This window comes from Pseudarthrobacter sp., assembly GCF_036675385.1.
Classification (GTDB): Bacteria; Actinomycetota; Actinomycetes; order Actinomycetales; family Micrococcaceae; genus Arthrobacter.
Map to the genome: position 1 here is coordinate 56,085 of NZ_JAKFFD010000165.1, position 19,827 is coordinate 75,911.

The 19,827-nt window shown below is 66.4% G+C and carries 17 protein-coding genes; 12 read left to right on the plus strand and 5 right to left on the minus strand.

Translation table 11 applies throughout. The annotated features are described in order from the left end of the window. Positions 1-113 precede the first annotated feature (113 nt). Together V6M49_RS14455 and V6M49_RS14460 are read right to left on the minus strand one after the other, a co-directional pair. Positions 114-1,076 carry a quinone oxidoreductase family protein gene (locus V6M49_RS14455; protein WP_332761605.1) on the minus strand — a complete coding sequence of 321 codons (963 nt, stop codon included), beginning with the start codon at positions 1,074-1,076 and terminating at the stop codon, positions 114-116. Between the two features lie 171 nt (positions 1,077-1,247). Further along, positions 1,248-2,339, minus strand: a complete 1,092-nt coding sequence (locus tag V6M49_RS14460; RefSeq protein ID WP_104063390.1) for a fatty acid desaturase family protein — start codon at positions 2,337-2,339, stop codon at positions 1,248-1,250. 163 nt (positions 2,340-2,502) lie between these two features. Here V6M49_RS14460 and argC point away from each other — a divergent pair, with 163 nt between their 5' ends. The 9 genes from argC to V6M49_RS14505 all read left to right on the plus strand — a co-directional run bounded on the left by argC (position 2,503) and on the right by V6M49_RS14505 (position 12,232). After that, positions 2,503-3,534 (plus strand): N-acetyl-gamma-glutamyl-phosphate reductase, encoded by a 1,032-nt coding sequence (gene argC / locus V6M49_RS14465; RefSeq protein ID WP_332761607.1) that lies wholly within the window; start codon positions 2,503-2,505, stop codon positions 3,532-3,534. Next, positions 3,531-4,697 (plus strand): bifunctional glutamate N-acetyltransferase/amino-acid acetyltransferase ArgJ, encoded by a 1,167-nt coding sequence (gene argJ, locus V6M49_RS14470; protein WP_332761608.1) that lies wholly within the window; start codon positions 3,531-3,533, stop codon positions 4,695-4,697. Before argC ends, argJ begins: the two co-directional genes overlap by 4 nt. Positions 4,698-4,741: 44 nt before the next feature. After that, positions 4,742-5,698 carry an acetylglutamate kinase gene (argB, locus tag V6M49_RS14475; protein ID WP_332761610.1) on the plus strand — a complete coding sequence of 319 codons (957 nt, stop codon included), beginning with the start codon at positions 4,742-4,744 and terminating at the stop codon, positions 5,696-5,698. Next, a complete protein-coding gene (locus tag V6M49_RS14480; RefSeq protein WP_332761612.1) occupies positions 5,695-6,981 on the plus strand; it encodes an acetylornithine transaminase in 1,287 nt (428 codons plus the stop codon). Before argB ends, V6M49_RS14480 begins: the two co-directional genes overlap by 4 nt. Continuing rightward, complete coding sequence (gene argF / locus V6M49_RS14485) at positions 6,978-8,012, plus strand: ornithine carbamoyltransferase (RefSeq protein ID WP_332761613.1); 1,035 nt, start codon at positions 6,978-6,980, stop codon at positions 8,010-8,012. Before V6M49_RS14480 ends, argF begins: the two co-directional genes overlap by 4 nt. After that, positions 8,012-8,548 (plus strand): arginine repressor, encoded by a 537-nt coding sequence (locus tag V6M49_RS14490; protein ID WP_141140054.1) that lies wholly within the window; start codon positions 8,012-8,014, stop codon positions 8,546-8,548. Before argF ends, V6M49_RS14490 begins: the two co-directional genes overlap by 1 nt. Before the next feature lie 107 nt (positions 8,549-8,655). Continuing rightward, complete coding sequence (locus V6M49_RS14495; protein WP_056343011.1) at positions 8,656-9,861, plus strand: argininosuccinate synthase; 1,206 nt, start codon at positions 8,656-8,658, stop codon at positions 9,859-9,861. Between the two features lie 4 nt (positions 9,862-9,865). Next, positions 9,866-11,314: an argininosuccinate lyase gene (gene argH, locus V6M49_RS14500; protein WP_332761614.1), complete on the plus strand. Its 1,449-nt coding sequence runs from the start codon at positions 9,866-9,868 to the stop codon at positions 11,312-11,314. 150 nt (positions 11,315-11,464) lie between these two features. Then, complete coding sequence (locus V6M49_RS14505) at positions 11,465-12,232, plus strand: maleylpyruvate isomerase family mycothiol-dependent enzyme (protein WP_332761615.1); 768 nt, start codon at positions 11,465-11,467, stop codon at positions 12,230-12,232. Between the two features lie 2 nt (positions 12,233-12,234). Here V6M49_RS14505 and V6M49_RS14510 read toward each other — a convergent pair whose 3' ends face one another. Both V6M49_RS14510 and V6M49_RS14515 read right to left on the minus strand, forming a co-directional pair. Next, a complete protein-coding gene (locus V6M49_RS14510; protein ID WP_332761616.1) occupies positions 12,235-12,756 on the minus strand; it encodes a methylated-DNA--[protein]-cysteine S-methyltransferase in 522 nt (173 codons plus the stop codon). Then, positions 12,753-14,279 carry an AlkA N-terminal domain-containing protein gene (locus tag V6M49_RS14515; RefSeq protein WP_332761617.1) on the minus strand — a complete coding sequence of 509 codons (1,527 nt, stop codon included), beginning with the start codon at positions 14,277-14,279 and terminating at the stop codon, positions 12,753-12,755. The genes V6M49_RS14510 and V6M49_RS14515 overlap by 4 nt, the downstream gene beginning before the upstream one ends. Before the next feature lie 78 nt (positions 14,280-14,357). On the opposite strand from V6M49_RS14515, the gene V6M49_RS14520 reads away from it, so the two are divergent. Continuing rightward, positions 14,358-15,008, plus strand: coding sequence for a DNA-3-methyladenine glycosylase (locus tag V6M49_RS14520; RefSeq protein WP_332761618.1), 651 nt, complete (start codon positions 14,358-14,360; stop codon positions 15,006-15,008). On the opposite strand, the gene V6M49_RS14525 is transcribed toward V6M49_RS14520, so the two are convergent. Then, positions 14,978-15,613: a GNAT family N-acetyltransferase gene (locus tag V6M49_RS14525; RefSeq protein ID WP_332761620.1), complete on the minus strand. Its 636-nt coding sequence runs from the start codon at positions 15,611-15,613 to the stop codon at positions 14,978-14,980. The genes V6M49_RS14520 and V6M49_RS14525 overlap by 31 nt on opposite strands. A gap of 155 nt (positions 15,614-15,768) precedes the next feature. Here V6M49_RS14525 and V6M49_RS14530 point away from each other — a divergent pair, with 155 nt between their 5' ends. Both V6M49_RS14530 and tyrS read left to right on the plus strand, forming a co-directional pair. Next, positions 15,769-17,997 carry a HelD family protein gene (locus V6M49_RS14530; protein ID WP_141140061.1) on the plus strand — a complete coding sequence of 743 codons (2,229 nt, stop codon included), beginning with the start codon at positions 15,769-15,771 and terminating at the stop codon, positions 17,995-17,997. A 79-nt stretch (positions 17,998-18,076) separates the two neighbouring features. Continuing rightward, complete coding sequence (gene tyrS, locus V6M49_RS14535; protein ID WP_141140062.1) at positions 18,077-19,390, plus strand: tyrosine--tRNA ligase; 1,314 nt, start codon at positions 18,077-18,079, stop codon at positions 19,388-19,390. Positions 19,391-19,827: the final 437 nt, after the last annotated feature.

The window sequence follows — 19,827 nt, forward strand, 5'->3', positions numbered from 1 at the left end:
CGACGTTTGACTGATGCTCACTCACGGACGGATTCTGCCTGAGTAAAGTGAACGCAAGGTGTCCAGAATTAGTTGAAGATTCATGTTCTGTTCACGCATGCTGCCTGTATCCATCAGGGAACCAGCAGGACCTTGCCCGTGGTGCGCCGTCCCTCGAGGTCCTCATGGGAACGCCGCGCCTCGGCCAGGGGGTAGGTGGCGCCGATCCGTACCTTTAAGTGCCCCTTTTCTGCGGCGGCGAAGATCTCCGCCGAGCGCCAGCGGCGCTCCTGCTCGTTGAGCAGGAAGTGGGCCAGGGACGGACGCGTCAGCGTCAGCGAACCGCCGGCGTTGAGACGCTGCGGATCCACCGGCGGTACGGCCCCGGAGGCTGCCCCGAACAGGACCAGCATGCCTCGCGTGCGGAGGCAGGAGAGGGACCCGTCAAAGGTGTTCCGGCCGACGCCGTCGTACACCACGTCCACGCCCTTCCCGTTGGTGAGTTCGCGAACATGGTGGGGGAAGCCCTCGTACCGCAGCACATGGTCGGCCCCGGCGTCGCGGGCAAGTTCTTCCTTGGCCTCCGAGGAAACCGTGGTGATGACGCGGGCGCCCCTCTCCTTCAGCAGCTGGATCAGCAGCAGGCCGACGCCGCCGGCACCGGCGTGCGTCAGTACTGTGTGGCCCGGTTCGACCTTGAAGGAGGAATTGATGAGGTAGTGGGCGGTCATGCCTTGGAGCGGCAAGGCAGCTGCCGTCAGGTCGTCGACGCCGTCCGGCACCGGAAGTGCCTTGGCCGCATCGAGCACCGCGTAGCCGGCGTAGCATTTAGTGCCCTCGGCCGTGGCCACCCTGCTGCCGACTGCGAAGTTTTCGGTGCCTTCGCCGAGCTCCTCTACAGTCCCAGCGGCTTCCGAGCCGGGCGTAAAGGGGAACGGGACCTGGTACATGCCCCCGCGCTGGTAGGTGTCGATGAAGTTCACCCCGGCTGCCGCCACCTTGATGAGCAACTGGCCGGGACCCGGCGTCGGTCGGTCCACCTCGGCGATCTCGAGGACTTCCGGACCTCCGGACTGGCGGGCAACGATGGCTTGCATAAAAGGTCTCCTCTCCGGGCGGGGGTTTCCCGCGGCCGGTGTCTCTGACCATCCTAGGGATACCGCTACCGACGACGAAGCGACGGCCGGTAGCCGGCCGTCGCTTCGGGTCATGCGCGGCAGAGTCATGCGGGGGAGCCCGCGCGGCTCGCCTCTTTTTAGCAGCGTGTGCTAGAACCGCCGGGTCACCGTTGCCATGGGGCACTCGAAGTGGCGTCCTGCAGCAAGGCCTACATCATTCAGGTAGCGGACGATGATGCCGTAGGACTGCAGCAGCGTGGTTTCCGTGTAGGGAACCTGGTGCTTCTTGCAGTACTCGCGGACAATCTTGGCTGCCTTATCCAGCTGGGGGCGTGCCATGTCCGGGAAGAGGTGGTGCTCAGCCTGGCGGTTCAGGCCGCCGAGCAGGATGTCCATAAACCGGCCACCGGAGATGTTCCGTGACGTCAGGACCTGGCGGCTGAAGAAGTCCACGCGGCTGTCCGCGGGCAGGACCGGCATGCCCTTGTGGTTCGGCGCGAAGGAAGCACCCATGTAGAAACCGAAGACGGCGAGCTGCACGCCGATGAACGCGAACGCCATCCCGAGCGGCAGGAACGTAAAAGCCAGCACGGGCAGGAGGCTAAGCCGGACCAGCAAAATGGGAAGCTCTACCCATCGGTGTGTCACCTTGGCCCGGCGGAAGACGAACTTCACGGAGTCGATCTGCAGCCCCAGGCCAACAAGGAACAGCAGCGGGAAGAAGAACCAGCCCTGCTTGCGGGTCAGGAACGAAAACCTGCCCTGCCGCGTGGCGGCACCTTCGGTGTGGAAGGCGATGGCCCCCGTGGCAATGTCAGGATCCTTCGAAATGACGTTGGGGTGGTTGTGGTGGGCGCCGTGCTTCTGCTCCCACCAGGAATAGCTCATGCCGGCAACCGAGGTGGCCAGGATCCGGGCGGTCCAGTCGTTGGCCCGGCGCGACGCGAAGATCTGGCGGTGCCCGGCCTCGTGGGCCAGGAAACTCAGCTGTGTGCAGAGGACCCCGACGGCCGCGGCGATGAGGAGCTGGAACCAGCTGTCGCCGATCAGGGCAAACCCGAACCAGGTGGCGGCCATGAGGAGTACCAGGCTGGCAAAGAGCGTGATGTAGAAACCGACGCGGCGTTCCAGCAGGCCTTCAGCCTTGACGCTCTTCAACAGCTCCGAATAGCTCAGGACAACGGCGTTGGGCTGCCGGACACGCGATTTTGGGCGCTCTGACGTGGGAAGGGTGGTGGTCATGGAGCGGGGCCTCGTAACTGTTTCGGGTAACGCTGCAGCCGACATTCGGACTGCACGGTCATGATCACCCTCACTCCATCTTACGCGGCGCCCTGGGAATCGTTGCCAACGTCGATGCATAAATATCGGGCACACTGAATACTTTTGCTGTAAGATTCACGGCATGACTATTTCTGTTGCCGTCTCCGGAGCCAGCGGTTACGCCGGGGGAGAAGTCCTGCGGCTCCTGGCGGGACATCCGGACGTGACCATCGGCGCCATCACCGCGCACAGCAATGCAGGCTCCCGCCTTGGCGAGCTGCAGCCGCACCTGCACGGGCTGGCCAGCCGCATCCTGGAAGACACCACGGTGGAGAATCTTTCCGGGCATGATGTGGTGTTCCTGGCGCTCCCGCATGGCGCTTCCGCCGAGATCGCGGCACAGCTCCCGGAGGGGACCGTCGTGATCGACGCCGGCGCAGACCACCGCCTTGAAGATCCTGCCGCGTGGGAAAAGTTCTACGGCTCGGCCCACGCCGGAACGTGGCCCTACGGTCTGCCGGAGCTCCCCGGCCAGCGCGAGGCCCTCAAGGGCGCCACGCGGATCGCCGTCCCGGGCTGCTACCCGACCTCGGCCCTCCTGGCCCTGGCGCCCGGGTTCGCCGCCAAGCTGCTCCAGCCCGACGACGTCGTGATCGTTTCCGCCTCCGGCACCTCGGGTGCGGGCAAGGCCGCGAAGGTGAACCTCATCGGTTCCGAGGTGATGGGCTCCATGAGCCCCTACGGCGTGGGCGGCGGCCACCGCCACACCCCCGAGATTGAACAGGGCCTCTCCAATGCTGCCGGCGAGAGTGTCACGGTGTCCTTCACCCCGACGCTCGCGCCGATGAGCCGCGGCATCCTCACCACCGCCACCGCGAAGGTCAAGCCCGGCACCACGGCGGCGGACCTCCGCCAGGCGTGGGCTGATGCCTACGACGACGAACCGTTTGTCCACCTGCTGCCGGAAGGGCAGTGGCCCGCCACCAAGTCCGTCCAGGGCTCCAACCACGCGGCCATGCAGTTGGCCCTGGATGAACACACCGGCCGCGCGATTGTGACGTGCGTCATTGATAACCTCACCAAGGGGACTGCCGGCGGCGCCGTGCAGTCCATGAATATTGCGCTTGGCCTGCCGGAAACCGCCGGCCTCAACCTGCAGGGAGTTGCACCGTGACCGTTACCGCCCCCCTGGGATTCCGCGCCGCAGGCGTCACCGCCGGGCTGAAGACCTCCGGCAAGCCGGACTTCGCCCTGGTGGTCAACGACGGCCCGTCCAAGGCCGCGGCCGCCGTCTTCACCAGCAACCGGGTGGCTGCGGCCCCCGTCCACTGGTCCCGCCAGGTGGTCTCGGACGGCCGCGTGGACGCAGTGGTCCTCAACTCCGGCGGCGCCAACGCCTGTACCGGTCCCCAAGGGTTCCAGAACACCCACAGCACGGCCGAAAAAGTGGCCGCGGTCCTCGGCATCTCGGCGACGGACGTGTTTGTCTGTTCCACCGGCCTGATCGGCGAGCAGCTGCCCATGGACAAGATCCTCCCGGGCGTCGAGGCTGCCTCGGCAGCGCTCAGCACGGACGGCGGTCCGGATGCGGCCACCGCCATCATGACCACAGACTCGGTGCCCAAGTCCGCACTGTTCATCGGTTCGGACGCCGACGGCCAGGAGTTCACCATCGGCGGCATCGCCAAGGGCGCCGGCATGCTGGCACCCGGCCTGGCCACCATGCTGGTGGTCCTCACGACCGACGCCGACGTCGAAGCGGAAATGCTCGACGTCGTCCTCCGCGACGCCACGCGCGTCACCTTCGACCGGGCTGATTCGGACGGCTGCATGTCCACCAATGACACCGTGGTGCTGCTGGCTTCCGGGGCGTCCGGTGCCGTCCCGTCCGCCGAAGCCTTTGGTGCCGGGCTGACCCAGGTGTGCGCCGAACTGGCGCGCAAGCTGATCGGGGACGCCGAAGGCGCCAGCCACGACATCGCCATCCGTACGTTCAACGCGGCCAGCGAGCGGGACGCCGAAACGGTCAGCCGCTCCGTGGCCCGGTCCAACCTGTTCAAAGCAGCCATCTTCGGCAAGGACCCCAACTGGGGCCGCGTGCTGTCCGCCGTGGGCACCACGGACGCCGTGTTCGAACCGGACCAGCTGAACGTGGCCATCAATGGCATCCAGATCTGCCGCAACGGCAGCATCGGCGACGACCGCAACCTGGTGGACCTCGAACCCCGCGTAGTCCTGGTGGACATTGACCTGCAGTCCGGTGACGCCGAAGCCACCATCTGGACCAACGACCTCACCCACGACTACGTCCACGAGAACAGCGCCTACTCAAGCTGATCCTCACGCCAGATCCCACCAGCAACCCTGGAGATACTGCACGCATGAACACCCAGACCCGTGAAACGACGTCCATGAGTGATGCCCAAAGCAAAGCCGGCACGCTGATCGAGGCGCTGCCCTGGATCCAGCGGTTCGCCGGCACCACCATGGTGATCAAATACGGCGGCAACGCCATGGTCAACGAGGAACTGCGCCGCGCCTTCGCCGAAGACGTAGTGTTCCTGCACCATGTGGGCATCCACCCCGTAGTGGTCCACGGCGGCGGTCCGCAGATCAACTCCATGCTGGCGCGGCTGGGTATCGAGTCCGAGTTTAAAGGCGGCCTCCGCGTCACCACCCCCGAAGCCATGGACGTGGTGCGGATGGTCCTCACCGGCCAGGTGGGCCGCGAACTGGTGGGCCTGATCAACTCCCATGGCCCGTATGCCGTGGGAATGTCCGGTGAAGACGGCGGCCTGCTCCGCGCCGTCCGGACCGGCACTGTCATTGACGGCGAGGAAGTGGACCTGGGCCTGGTCGGCGAAGTTGTCGGCGTCAACCCGGAGGGCATCCTGGACATCCTGGCCGCCGGCCGTATACCCGTCATCTCCACCGTGGCACCGGAAATCGAGTCCGACGGCCTCGAGACGGCAGCCGGAGAGGTCCAGACCACCGGGCAGGTCCTCAATGTCAACGCGGACACCGCCGCGGCCGCCCTCGCCGAAGCCCTGGGGGCCTCCAAGCTGGTGATCCTCACCGACGTCGAAGGACTGTACGCCAACTGGCCGGACCGGTCCTCCCTCATCTCCTCCCTGACGGCCACGGAGCTTCGCGAGCTTTTGCCCTCGTTGGAATCAGGCATGATCCCCAAGATGGAAGCGTGCCTCAAGGCCATTGACGGCGGAGTGGAACGCGCGCACATCGTGGACGGCCGCCTGCCGCACTCGATGCTCCTGGAAACATTCACGACGGCGGGCATCGGCACGCAGGTCGTCCCCGATACAGAGGAAGATTCATGAGTAACGTCGAAGATCTCGACAAGCTCGATCACCAGAGCCCGGTGGTTGAGCTTGTCGAAACCAAGGGCCACACCAGCGGGGCTGAGTGGCTTACGCGCTACTCCACGTCCCTGATGGGCGTCTTTGGCACGCCGCAGCGTGTCCTGGTCCGTGGTGCCGGCTGCCTGGTCTGGGACGCCGACGGCAAGGAATACCTGGACCTGCTCGGCGGTATTGCCGTCAACGCCCTGGGCCACGCCCATCCGTTTGTCACGTCCGTGATTTCCAGCCAGCTGGCCACCCTGGGCCATGTCTCCAATTTCTTCACCAGCCCCACGCAGATCGCACTGGCCGAAAAGCTGCTGGCACTGACGCACGCCCCGGCGGGCTCCAAAGTATTCTTCGCCAACTCGGGAACCGAAGCCGTCGAGGCCGCCTTCAAACTGGCCCGGCGCAACGGAGCCAGCCCGGACGGCACCACGGGCAAACGCACCAAGATCATCGCCCTCGAAGGCGCCTTCCATGGACGCACCATGGGTGCCCTGGCCCTGACCGCCAAGGAAGCCTACCGCGCACCGTTTGAGCCGTTGCCCGGCGGAGTGGTCCACATCCCGTTCGGCGACGTCGCAGCCCTGGAAGCAGCCATCGACGAAACCGTGGCCGCCGTTTTCCTGGAGCCCATCCAAGGCGAAGCCGGGGTTCGGCCCCTGCCTCCTGGCTACCTGAAGGCAGCCCGCGAAGCGACCACAAAGGCCGGCGCCCTGCTGATCCTGGACGAGGTCCAGACCGGTATCGGCCGCACCGGCAAATGGCTCGCGACGGAGGACGCCGGGATTGTTCCGGACGCCGTCACCCTGGCCAAGGGCCTCGGCGGCGGCTTCCCCATCGGTGCGCTTCTCACGTTCGGTGAGCGGACGTCGTCGCTGCTGTCCGCGGGCCAGCACGGCACCACCTTCGGCGGCAACCCGGTGGCGACGGCGGCCGCGCTGGCCACGCTGCACGCGATCGAAAGCCAGCGGGTCCTGGAAAACGTTGCACTTGTCGGGGACTACCTCCGCACCGGGCTCGCCGCCGTCGACGGCGTCACCGAAGTCCGCGGCGAAGGCCTGCTGATCGGCTTCGACCTGAACGCCGACGTGGCTCCCGCCGTCGTGACCGCAGGCCTTGACGCCGGTTTCATCGTCAACAGCCCCGGCCCGCACACCATCCGGCTCGCCCCGCCGCTGATCCTCACCAAGGACCAGGCCGGCACCTTCCTCGCCGCCCTCCCGGCACTCCTCCAGACAGCTAAGGACGCGCAGTGACCCCTGTAGTTTCTTCCGCCGGCACAGCCAGCACCACACGCCACTTCCTGAAGGACACGGACCTGAGCCCCGCCGAGCAGGCCGAGGTCCTGGACCTGGCCGTCCGCATGAAGGCAGCGCCGTACAGCGTGCAGCCCTTTGCCGGGGAGGGCAATGGCCGCAAGACGGTGGCCGTCATCTTCGACAAGACCTCCACCCGTACGCGGGTTTCCTTTGCCACGGGCATCGCGGACATGGGCGGCAACGCGCTGATCATCAACCCGGGCGAGGCGCAGATCGGCCACAAGGAATCTGTCGAGGACACCGCCAAGGTCCTGGAGCGTATGGTCTCCACCATTGTGTGGCGCACCGGCGCGCACTCGGGCCTGGTGGCCATGGCGGCGAACTCCAAGGTGCCCGTTATCAACGCCTTGTGCGATGACTACCACCCGTGCCAGCTCCTGGCGGACCTGCTCGCCGTCAAGGAACACAAGGGCGAGCTCAAAGGCCTCACCATGAGCTACCTGGGCGACGCCGCCAACAACATGGCCAACTCCTACCTGCTGGCTGGCGTCACCGCCGGGATGCACGTCCGCATCGCCGGGCCCGAAGGCTACCTCCCGGCAGCGGAGATCGTTGCCGCGGCCGAGGAGCGCGCCGCCCAGACCGGCGGTTCCGTGCTGGTCACCACCGACGCCGCCGTTGCCCTCAAGGGCGCCGACGTTGTGGCCACGGACACCTGGGTCTCCATGGGCCAGGAAGCCGAAAAGGAGGCCCGGCTGCAGCTGTTCCGGGAGTACTCCGTCGATGAGGCGGCCATGGCACACGCGGCGGAGGACGCCGTCGTGCTTCACTGCCTCCCCGCCTACCGCGGCTACGAGATTTCGGCGGGCGTCATCGACGGCCCGCAGTCGATCGTCTGGGACGAAGCGGAGAACCGGCTGCACGCGCAGAAGGCACTGATGGCCTGGCTGATGCACCGCTCCGGACTCGCCGTCGTCGAAGGACTGGCCCCGGTGGACGGGTTGGCACCCCAGGAGGTCGGCAACTAGTGTCCGTCCCGCCGGCAGCGCCGGGCTCCAGCCCGGCCACCAAAACAGCCCGCCAGGCGCGCATCACCGCGATCCTGACGGGTGAATCGGTGCGCTCCCAGGCGGAGCTGGCCGCTTTGCTGGCGGACGACGGCGTCCAGGTCACCCAGGCCACGCTGTCCCGGGACCTCGTGGAACTCGGCGCCGTCCGGGTCCGCGGCAAGGAAGGCGTGCTGGTTTACGCCGTCCCCGGCGAGGGCGGTGAACGTGCGGCCAAGAGCGGGGTCAGCCAGGAGATCCTGGATGCCCGGCTTGCCCGGCTATGCAGTGAACTCCTGGTCACGGCGGAAGCCTCGGCCAACATCGCGGTGCTCCGGACCCCGCCCGGTGCGGCCAACTTCCTGGCCCTGGCCATCGACCACTCTGTGATGCCCTCCGTCCTGGGGACCATTGCCGGTGACGACACCGTGCTGCTGGTTTCGCGGGATCCGCAGGGCGGGCAGGACCTCGCGGTCCGGTTCCTGCAGCTCGCCGAGGAAGCCGGCGGCGGCCAGTAGGCCCACACCGCCCGAACACCCTCCCGGTGTGACAGGCTTTCCCCAGAACGTTTTTCCCCGAAGAATTTCCCCGATCAACATCTACAACCCCAATTAGGAGCATTTTCGTGACTGAGCGCATTGTTCTGGCCTACTCCGGTGGCCTCGATACTTCCGTAGCCATCGGCTGGATCGGTGAAGCCACCGGTGCCGAGGTCATCGCCGTGGCCGTCGACGTCGGACAGGGCGGCGAGTCGCTGGAGACCATCCGCCAGCGCGCACTCGGCTGCGGCGCCGTCGAAGCCTACGTGGCCGACGCGTCCGACGAGTTCGCCAACGAATACTGCATGCCCACGCTGAAGGCCAACGCCCTCTACCAGGGCCACTACCCGCTGGTTTCGGCCATCTCCCGGCCGGTCATCGTCAAGCACCTGGTCAAGGCCGCCCGTGAATTCGGCGCCACCACCGTGGCCCACGGCTGCACCGGCAAGGGCAACGACCAGGTCCGCTTCGAGGTGGGCATCCAGACCCTCGGCCCGGACCTGAAGTGCATCGCACCGGTCCGCGACCTCGCCCTCACCCGCGACAAGGCCATCGCCTTCGCCGAGGAAAAGGGACTGCCGATCGAGACCACCAAGAAGAACCCGTACTCGATCGACCAGAACGTCTGGGGACGCGCCGTCGAAACCGGTTACCTCGAGGACATCTGGAACGCGCCCACCAAGGACATCTACGACTACACCGCGACGCCGGAGTTCCCGCCGGCCCCGGATGAGGTCACCATTTCCTTCGAAGCCGGCGTGCCGGTAGCGATCGACGGCGTCCGGGTCACCCCGCTGCAGGCCATCAAGGAACTGAACCGCCGTGCCGGCGCGCAGGGTGTGGGCCGGATCGACGTCGTCGAGGACCGCCTCGTGGGCATCAAGTCCCGCGAAATCTACGAAGCCCCCGGTGCCATGGCGCTGATCACCGCGCACAAGCACCTTGAGGACATCACCGTCGAGCGCGAGCAGGCCCGCTTCAAGGCCACTGTTGGCCAGCGCTGGGCCGAACTGGTCTACGACGGCCAGTGGTTCTCACCGCTCAAGCGCTCCCTGGACGCGTTCATCGAAGACACCCAGAAGTACGTCACCGGTGACATCCGCATGGTGCTGCACGGTGGACAGGCGATCGTCAACGGCCGCCGCTCCGAGACCTCGCTCTACGACTTCGACCTCGCCACCTACGACACCGGCGACACGTTCGACCAGTCCATGGCGCGCGGCTTCATCGAACTGTGGGGCATGTCCGCCAAGGTTGCCTCAGGCCGCGATATCCGCGTCGCAGGAAAGTAAACCGTTGGCTGAGCAGACTCCGGTTTCGACAGGCTCAACCACCGGCTCGACGAACACCGGCGCACTGTGGGGCGGCCGGTTCGCCGGCGGCCCCGCGGATGCCCTCGCAGCCCTGAGCAAGTCCACGCACTTTGACTGGCGGCTGGCCCGCTACGACATCGCCGGCTCCAAAGCGCACGCCCGCGTGCTGCACAAGGCCGGGCTGCTGGACGACGCCGAGCTCGACGGCATGCTGGACGCCCTGGGCCGGCTGGATGACGATGTCGCCTCAGGCGCGTACTTGCCGGCGGAATCCGATGAGGACGTGCACGGGTCACTGGAACGCGGCCTGATCGAGCGCGCCGGCACCCAGCTGGGCGGCAAGCTCCGCGCCGGCCGGTCCCGCAACGACCAGGTGGCCACGCTGGGCCGCATGTTCCTGCGTGACCACGCCCGGATCATCGCGCGCGGCGTGCTGGCAACCATCGAGGCGCTGGTGGGGCAGGCCAAGGCCCACCACGGTGTGGCCATGCCCGGCCGCACGCACCTGCAGCATGCCCAGCCCATCCTGCTCAGCCACCACCTGCTGGCCCATGCCTGGGCGCTGCTGCGCGATGTGCAGCGGCTCCAGGACTGGGACAAGCGCGCGGGGGTTTCGCCTTACGGCTCCGGTGCCCTCGCCGGCTCCTCGCTGGGACTGGACCCGGAAGCAGTGGCGGCGGACCTCGGCTTCTTCTCCGCGACCCATAACTCGATCGACGGCACCGCCTCCCGCGACGTCTTCGCCGAGTTCGCCTGGATCACGGCCATGATCGGGGTGGACCTGTCCCGCGTTTCGGAGGAAGTCATTCTCTGGGCCACCAAGGAGTTCTCCTTTGTGACCCTGCACGATTCCTACTCCACCGGCTCCTCGATCATGCCGCAGAAGAAGAACCCCGACGTCGCCGAGCTGGCCCGCGGCAAGGCAGGGCGCCTGATCGGCAACCTGACCGGGCTGCTGGCCACGCTCAAGGGCCTGCCGCTCGCGTACAACCGCGACCTGCAGGAGGACAAGGAACCGGTCTTCGACGCCGCCGACACCCTGGAGCTGCTGCTTCCGGCTGTCTCCGGCATGATCGCGACGCTGAAGTTCAACACGGAACGGATGGAGTCGCTGGCACCGCAGGGCTTCGCGCTGGCCACGGACATTGCCGAGTGGCTGGTCCGCCAGGGCGTTCCGTTCCGCGAGGCGCACGAGCTCTCCGGAGCAGCGGTCAAGCAGGCCGAAAGCCGCGACGTGGAGCTGTGGGACCTGACGGATGAGGAATACGCCGCCATCTCGGAGCACCTGACACCGGAGGTCCGCACGGTCCTGTCCACCGAAGGGTCGCTCAACAGCCGCAACTCACAGGGCGGCACCGCACCCGCCGCCGTCGAACGCCAGCTGCTCGCGCTGGAAGGCGAGCTCGCCGGCGTGCGGGACTACGCAGCCTAACGCCCAAACGCTCTCTCAGTTGATGCAGCATTTTGGCCACCGCTCTCTCACTTTCCTCAAGAAAGTGAGAGAGCGTTGCCGGTATTCATGCATTATCTGAGAGAGCGTCCTGCGTTAAGAGTCGTTAACTCTGTCGGCTACCATGGCGCTATGACTGGGATCACTACTTCAGAACTACTGGCCGAACTGCATAAGGCCGCCGACGCCGTGGCCTCGACCGCCGCGAAATTCACGGATGAGGATGTCAAGGCACCGTCGGGACTGCCCGGCTGGACCCGCGGGCACGTCCTGGCGCATCTCGCCGGTATCTCCAACGCCATGGCGCGGCAGCTGGAATTTGCCGCCCGCGGCGCCACTGTTGAGCTGTACGACGGAGGGCAGGACGGACGCACGAAGGCCATCGAGATGGCCGCCGGCCACAATGCGGATGTGCACCGGGCTGACCTGCAGGCCGGCCTGGACCGGGCACTGACGGCTTTTGATTCGCTGGAAGGAGACGCCGACTGGCAGGCCTCCATTGCCTACCGTGGAGGTGTGGTCTTCGACGGCGGCCTCGCGCTGTGGCGTGAACTGGTGATCCACACAGCGGACCTGAACGCGGGCCTCGGGCCAGAGACGTGGAGCCGGAAGTTCTGCGAGCACCTCTTCGACTTCCTGGCGGCACGTATCCCGCCGGGGGAAAAACTCGTGCTGCAGCCACTCGGGCTCCCGCCCGTGACCCTTGGACTCGGCCGTTCCACCGTTATCAGCGGGATGATCACTGACATTGCCGCCTGGCTGGCCGGCCGTGAACCATCGCTCGGCAGCCTGCGGGCAACAGCCGCCGCGGACGGCGTGGACCTCCCGGAACTGCTGCCCTGGCCAGCCGGGACGCCGGCTGCCGGAGCCACGCCATCCGGGACACCCGCAGCGCGGTAGCCCTATCCGGCTTCGCGGGCCAGCACGCTTTCCGTTGCCTCGCGGGCCAGCAAGCTCTCCTTGATGGCCAGGCCCCAGCGGAATCCGCCCAGGGAACCATCGGTGCGGATGACGCGGTGGCACGGCACAAACAAGGCAGCCGCGTTGAACGCACACGCGCTGGCCGCGGCCCGGACCGCCTTCGGATTTCCGGAAAGCCCGGCATACTCGGTGTACGTCACCGGTGACCCGGGACGAACGGTCCTCAGCACATCCCAGGCGTGCGACCGGAACGGCCCAGACTTCTGGCGCACGGGGACGGTCATGGCAGGCGCGGGATCGCCGGCATAGAAGGCCTCCACGGCCCGGGAGATGCTGCCCAGGTCCGTGACCGCTTCGACGTCGCCCGGCCGCAGCTCGGGGTGGATCTGGCCGGTCAGCTCACCCGGCTCGGCGGTCCAGCCCGAGGCGAGGACCACGCCGTCCTGGGCAAGGATGGTGAACGGTCCGTCCGGGGTGGACATCACTAACAGCTGGGCTTTCATAGCATCGCTTTCTCTGGAACGGCCTGTATAGGTTTGGAGGATTTGGACTCCGCGGCGGCGCGCCACAGGTGCATGGTGGCGTAGGACCGCCACGGGCTGACCTCGCGGAAATCGGGGCTTGGCATCACGCCAGGCGCCTCAACGCCGCCGCCGTCTTGGTTCGTGCGGGCCGGGGCGAGCGCCCGGATGCCGTTTCGCACCGCGGCGTCGTTGGCCAGAAACACGTCGGGCGCGCCGAGGACACGCATTGCCACGTAGCCCACGGTCCACCGGCCTACCCCGGGAAGGGCAAGAAGCTTGGCGCCGAGCCCGGGCAGATCGTCTCCGTAGCCAAAATCCAGTTGGCCTCCAGCCAGGGCCGACGCGGCGGAACGGATGGCGTCAATCCGGCGTTGCGGACCGCGCAGCAGCGAGTAGCCGGCCTCGGCGATTTCGGCCGCGGTGGGAAACAGCCGGTCAAGGCCCTCGCCGGGGACCGCGCTGGGACTGCCGGCAGCGGCCAGCTGCGTCAGTGCGGTCCGGGCCGCAGCCACGGTGATTTGCTGCCCGATCATCGCCCGGATGAGCAGCTCCTGCGGATCCAACGCGCCGGGCATCCTGATGCCCGGCGCACTGGCAACCGAGGCGGCCAGGCGGGGCTCCTGGGACAGGGCACTGTCGATGGCTACCGGATCGGCGTCGAGGTCGAAGAGCCGGCGTACCCTGCTCAGCAGTGCGGGCAGGTCCCGGAGGTCCACCGCGCCGATGGTGAGGGTCAGCGGCCGTCCGGGAGCGCCGTCGTCGTAAGTCACGCTGAAGCGGGCATCGCCATGCGGAAGCTGCAAAGTACGGGCGTACGACGTCGGCGTCCCCGCCTCGATCCCGGGGATCGCCCTGACGGCGAGGAAGGAAAAGATGCCGGGATCGAACGGTTCGCGGTACGGCAGGCTCAACGTCAGCGACGTCGCGGCGGCAGGGGAGCGGTGGTGCCTGGCGGTCGCGCGCAGGGCAGTGGGCGTCATGGCGAACACCTCAACCATGGTGTCGTTGAACTGGCGGACGCTGCTGAAGCCGGACGCGAAGGCGATGTCCGCCAGCTTCATCGCTGTGGACACCAACAGCGTGCGGGCGGTCTGGGCGCGGCTGGCCCGGGCCAGGGAGAGCGGGCCGGCGCCGAGTTCGTGGCTGAGGATCCGGTTGAGCTGGCGGGAGGAGTATCCCAGCCGGGCGGCGAGGCCCTCCACCCCGTCCCGGTTGATCACGCCGTCGTTGATCAGGCGCATCGCGCGGCCCGCAAGGTCCTGCCGGATGTTCCACGCAGGCGTGCCTGGCACTGCTTCGGGGAGGCAGCGCTTGCACGCCCGGTAGCCGGCGTCGTGCGCTGCGGCAGAGGTTTCGTAGAAGGTGACGTTCACGGCTTTCGGGGTCCTGGCGGGGCAGGACGGGCGGCAGTAGATGCCGGTGGTCCGGACAGCAGTGTAGAACTGCCCGTCGAACCGGGTGTCCCGCGCGTCAATCGCGCGGTAGCGCTGCCAGAAGTCCATGCCCTCCATCCTGCCAGCCAGCGACCGCGACTGCTAGCGGAAATCGGACACGGCCGTGGCGTTCGATAGAGTCGGACCATGACCGCCAGCCTGAGTCCCACCAGCCCGGATCAGCTCCGCGAACTGCTGTCCGGCGACGCCCGGAGGGTCGCTCCGCGGCTGCTGGGATCCGTACTGACCCACCACAGCCACGAGGGAACCGTGGCTGTGCGGATCACCGAGGTGGAGGCGTACTTGGGTCCCGGCGACTCGTCGCATCCGGATCCCGGCTCCCACACTTTCCGTGGCCCCACGGCCCGCAACGCGCCCATGTTCGGCCCGGCCGGCCACCTCTACGTCTACTTCACGTATGGCATGCACTACTGCGCCAACATCGTCTGCGGCCCGGCAGGCACCGCATCTGCCGTCCTGCTGCGGGCGGGCGAGGTGGTGGAGGGGCAGCACCTCGCGCTGGTGCGGCGTCCGACGTCGAAATCGGCCCTCGACCTGGCGAGCGGCCCCGCCCGGCTGGCCACCACGCTGGCCCTGACGACCGCCGACAGCGGCCGGGATGCGCTGGCTGACCCCTTCGAGCTGCGGCTGCCTTCGGTACCCGCTCCCGTGTTCAGTTCCGGGCCGAGGGTGGGCGTCTCCGGCGACGGCGGCTCCGCGACGTATCCCTGGCGCTTCTGGCTGCCAGGGGATCCCACCGTGTCCCGCTACAAGGCGGCGAAGGTGCGCCGGGCATAATCCGTCCCGCCGGGGTGGTCTCCCGCCAGGGCGAACGGCGCCAACCGGTGCTGGAGGCGCTGCTGCACCACAGGCCATTCCTGCCCCAGGACCGAGTACACTGCCGAATCCGCACGTGTGCCGTCAGGCGCCAGGCGGTGGCTGCGCAGCACGCCCTCGAACGTTGCCCCCAGCCGTTCGATGGCTGCGGCGCTGCGCACATTACGTGCGTCGCAGCGAAACGCAACGCGCTGAACGTGAAGGCCTTCGAACGCAAAGGCGAGCAGGGCGTGCTTGCTGGCGGGATTTACGTGCGTGCCCCAGAACTGCCGTCCAAAGAAGGTGCCGCCAACCTCCACGCGCTGCTGGGCGGCCTCGAACGCATTCAGCGCGGTTGTGCCCAGGAGGGCTCCGGTCCGCTGGTCCGTCACGGCGAAGGCCAGGCTGGCCGGGTCCTCAATCCTGGCCGAAAACAGCCCTGAAAGCTCGTGCGCCGTGGCCGGCAGGGGCGCGGCCATTCCTGCCCACATCGTGGCGTCCACGAAGTCAAACAGCCCTTCGGCATGGTGCGGTGCCAACGGAAGGAGGGAAAGCCCGTATCCGGTCAGGACGTTCTCGTGGTGCATTGCAGTATTTAATCACCCACGGGGCGGAACGGCTACGGAAGTGTGCGGCCTGAAAGTGAACATTGGGTGACTTCCGGGGCAGGGGACCGGCGGGCGCGTTAACCGAAATGGTTGTAGAATGGACGGTCTGTCTTTTGCGATAGGGGAACGTTTAAATGCTCGACGCCGATTTGGCCCACGAACGGAACTATGTTGCCGGCCTGTACGCGCGGCTGGAAGAGCTCCGCGCGGAAAAGCGCCAGCAGTTGGCACAGGTCCGCCGGGCCGGTGCCGTGGGTACCATGCAGAATGTCTCCGAACGCGACGCCTTCGCCGCGCTCTACGAGGACCGCCTCGCCCAGCTCGACGCCGTCGATGACCGTCTGGTCTTCGGCCGCCTCGACCTGGATTCCGGTGAGGCCCAGTACATTGGGCGCATCGGCCTGACCACCGATGACCTCCAGCGGCTCATGGTGGACTGGCGCGCGCCCGAAGCCGGCCACTTCTACCAGGCAACGGCGTTTGACCGGCAGGGCGTCCGCCGCCGGCGGCACCTGATTCTGCAGGGCCGGGAAGTCAAGGCCATCGAGGACGACGTCCTTGATGCGGACATGCTCGCGGACGACGCCTCGCTGCAGGGCGAAGGAGCATTGCTGGCGGCTCTGGATTCCAAGCGCACGGGCCGGATGTCCGACATCGTCGGCACCATCCAGTCCGAGCAGGACCGCATCATCCGGTCCTCCATTTCCGGTGCCCTCGTGGTGCAGGGTGGTCCGGGTACCGGTAAGACTGCTGTGGCACTGCACCGGGCCGCGTACCTGCTTTACACGCACCGGGAGCGGCTGAAGACTGCCGGCGTGCTGCTGGTGGGCCCGTCGTCGTCCTTTATGAAGTACATCGAACGTGTTCTTCCCTCGCTCGGTGAGACCGGCGTGGTGATGGCCAGCGTGGGTCGCCTGATGCCCGGGATCAAAGCGGTTGCCGAACCTGAGGCAGAGGTCGCGGCCATCAAGGGGCGGCTGGACATGGTGAAGGTTGTGGCCAATGCGGTCGCGAACCGGCAGCGGATCCCCGCCGAGGACCGTGTCCTGGACGTCGACGGCCGCAAGCTGGTGCTGACGCGGCGGCAGGTAAGCCGGGCGCGCGAACGTGCCCGGTCCACCGGCAAGCCGCACAACGAGGCGCGCCTGGCGTTTATCAAAATTCTGCTCCGCGAACTGACCGAGCAGATGACCGATCTCGTGGAGGCCGGGAGCATCGGCAACAATGCCGACCGCTCGTATCTGGCAGAAGACGTCCGCACGGCCCGCGACGTCCGGATCGTCCTGAACCTGTGCTGGATGCCGATGACTCCGGAGAAGCTGATCAACGAGCTTCTGAGCAAGCCCGCAGTCCTGGCGGCCTGCACACCGAACCTGTCCCTTAGGGAGCGGTCGCTGCTGCTGCGCCCCGCCGATGCGCCCTGGACCGAGGCTGACGTCCCGCTGCTGGATGAGGCCGCGGAGCTCCTTGGTGAAATGGACCCGGCGGCGGGACGTGGCCTTGCACAGCAGGAGCACGACCGCGCCCGGGACCTTGCCAACGCCAAGCAGACACTGGTGAACATGGGGGACATGGGTGTCGATGTCCTCATCTCCGCCGAGGAACTCGCCGATCAGAACCAGGAGCGCGAAAACCGCCTGACGGCCGCCGAGCGCGCCACCAGCGACCGCACGTGGGCGTTCGGCCACATCGTGGTGGATGAGGCGCAGGAGCTTTCGCCCATGCAATGGCGCCTGCTGGTCCGCCGTTGCCCGCTGAAATCCTTCACCATCGTGGGCGACATCGCGCAGACCAGTTCAGTCGCCGGCGCCAACTCCTGGCAGGGGGCCCTGGCGCCCATGTTCGGTGACCGCTGGCAGCTGGAGGAGCTGACAGTCAATTACCGGACGCCCTCCCAGATCGCCGAGGCCGCCGCCCGCATGGCCAACGCGGCCGGACTGGTGGTTTCAGCGCCGAAGGCCGTCCGCGAGGGACGGTGGGCCCCCGTCATCGACAAGGTTGACCGCGGACAGGTGGTGAACCGTTTGGTGGAGGTGCTCCCCGAGGAACTGGCAGCGCTCGACGGCGGCCTCCTCGCCGTGATTGCCGACGGCGACCTTCTGCCGGCTGCTACGTCAGCCCTTCGTGCCGTGTACGGCCGACGCATCGGCAACGGCGCGGGCAGCTACGAACAGGACATCGTGGTCATCAGCCCGCGCGAGGCCAAGGGCCTGGAGTTCGACGGCGTTGTGGTGCTTGAGCCGTCCGTCATGCTCAACCGCGAGCATGGCCGGGTGGGCGATCTGTACGTCGCCATGACCCGGCCCACCCAGCGGCTCCGGCTGATCGCCGCGGAAGGTATTCCGGCAGGCATCGAAGGCTGAACCGGTCCGCTTTGCCCCTTGACGCCCGGCGCCGTCCATTTCGGCGCCGGGCGTCGCCGATCCTGCTAACTTAGAAGTCGTGTCAGAACTCAACGATCTCGAATCCCAGCAGAACGACCCCACCTTCGCCAATATCTGGCAGGAGCTGAAGTGGCGCGGCCTGGTCCACGTCTCCACCGATGAAGAGGAACTGGAAAAGCTCCTCGCCGGTGATCCGATCACCTATTACTGCGGATTCGACCCCACTGCGCCGAGCCTGCACCTGGGCAACCTGGTTCAACTCCTCGTGATGCGCCGGCTGCAGCTCGCCGGGCACAAGCCCCTGGGACTGGTGGGCGGATCCACAGGACTGATCGGCGATCCGCGGCCCACCGCAGAACGCACACTGAACACCAAGGACACCGTTAACGAATGGGTGGGCTACCTGCAGGCCCAGGTCCGCCGCTTCCTCAGCTTCGATGGCCCCAGCGCCGCCCGCATGGTCAACAACCTCGACTGGACCGCACCGTTGAGCGCCATTGACTTCCTGCGCGAGATCGGAAAGCACTACAGGGTCGGCACCATGCTTCGCAAGGATGCTGTTGCGTCCCGCCTCAGTTCGGACGAGGGCATCAGCTACACGGAATTCAGCTACCAGATCCTGCAGGGCATGGACTACCTCCAGCTGTTCCGTGACTACGGCTGCATGCTGCAGACCGGCGGTTCGGACCAGTGGGGCAACCTCACCAGCGGCACTGAACTCATCCGCAAGGTTGAGGGCAAGAGTGTGCACGCCCTGGGTACGCCGCTCATCACCAACTCGGACGGCACGAAGTTCGGCAAGAGCGAAGGCAACGCCATCTGGCTCGACGCCGGCATGTGCAGCCCGTACGCCTTCTACCAGTTCTGGCTGAACACCGCCGACTCTGACGTGGTGGACCGGCTGAAGGTCTTCACTTTCCTGAGCCGCGCGGAAATCGAAACCCTGGCAGCTGCCGTGGCCGAGCGTCCGTTTGCACGGGAAGGCCAGCGGAAGCTGGCGTTCGAAGTGACTTCCCTGGTCCACGGTGTGGAGGCAACGGAGAAAGTCATCGCGGCGTCCGCTGCACTTTTTGGCAACGGTGACCTGTCCGCCCTGGACCGGCCCACGCTTGAAGCGGCCACATCGGAGCTTCCGTCCGCCCGCATCCAGGTGGATGGCCTCGGGATCATTGACCTGCTGGTGGCATCCGGCCTGTCGGAGAGCAAGTCCGCGGCACGGCGAACTGTCGGCGAAGGCGGCGCCTATGTAAACAACGAGAAGGTGTCCGACCCGGAAGCTGTCATCTCCGAGTCGGAGCTGCTGCATGGTCAGTACCTGCTCCTGCGCCGCGGCAAGAAGAACCTGGCGACTGTCGAAGTGCTGGTTCCTTAGCCTTCCCAAACCCCCATTCACGCTCCTCCGCAGCCGATTTGCACGGCCGCGGGGGAGCGTGTATTGTCTTCTGAGTCGCCACCGTTGAGTGGTGACAAACCCCTTCACAAGAGAAGCAATTCATCGTGTGCAAAGCACGAAAATGATGAAAAGCTTCAATTTCTGATGGGCGGATTCGTTCCACAGAGTGAATATCTGGAAAATAACCGGGATTTGCAAAGTGAATAAGAATGAAATAAGCTATAAACATCGCAGCGAAGAAAAGCGAAACAAAAGAATTCATTGAATATGAATTGTTTCGGGAATTATTCGAATGTGTCTGTTGTTTGAGAACTCAATAGTGTGCCAAGTTTGTTGATACCAATTTATTGTATTGAATTGGTTGAATTGACTGGATTATGCCACCCCGTGGTGTGGTCTGGTTTTTACAGCTGGTT

Excerpts from the sequence above, each read along its gene's own strand:
- V6M49_RS14515 (WP_332761617.1), bottom strand. The coding sequence starts at position 14,279 with ATGGACTTCTGGCAGCGCTACCGCGCGATTGACGCGCGGGACACCCGG.
- argB (WP_332761610.1), top strand. The coding sequence starts at position 4,742 with ATGAACACCCAGACCCGTGAAACGACGTCCATGAGTGATGCCCAAAGC.
- V6M49_RS14460 (WP_104063390.1), bottom strand. The coding sequence starts at position 2,339 with ATGACCACCACCCTTCCCACGTCAGAGCGCCCAAAATCGCGTGTCCGG.
- argC (WP_332761607.1), top strand. The coding sequence starts at position 2,503 with ATGACTATTTCTGTTGCCGTCTCCGGAGCCAGCGGTTACGCCGGGGGA.
- V6M49_RS14520 (WP_332761618.1), top strand. The coding sequence starts at position 14,358 with ATGACCGCCAGCCTGAGTCCCACCAGCCCGGATCAGCTCCGCGAACTG.
- V6M49_RS14480 (WP_332761612.1), top strand. The coding sequence starts at position 5,695 with ATGAGTAACGTCGAAGATCTCGACAAGCTCGATCACCAGAGCCCGGTG.
- V6M49_RS14505 (WP_332761615.1), top strand. The coding sequence starts at position 11,465 with ATGACTGGGATCACTACTTCAGAACTACTGGCCGAACTGCATAAGGCC.
- V6M49_RS14530 (WP_141140061.1), top strand. The coding sequence starts at position 15,769 with ATGCTCGACGCCGATTTGGCCCACGAACGGAACTATGTTGCCGGCCTG.
- V6M49_RS14455 (WP_332761605.1), bottom strand. The coding sequence starts at position 1,076 with ATGCAAGCCATCGTTGCCCGCCAGTCCGGAGGTCCGGAAGTCCTCGAG.
- V6M49_RS14510 (WP_332761616.1), bottom strand. The coding sequence starts at position 12,756 with ATGAAAGCCCAGCTGTTAGTGATGTCCACCCCGGACGGACCGTTCACC.
- V6M49_RS14525 (WP_332761620.1), bottom strand. The coding sequence starts at position 15,613 with ATGCACCACGAGAACGTCCTGACCGGATACGGGCTTTCCCTCCTTCCG.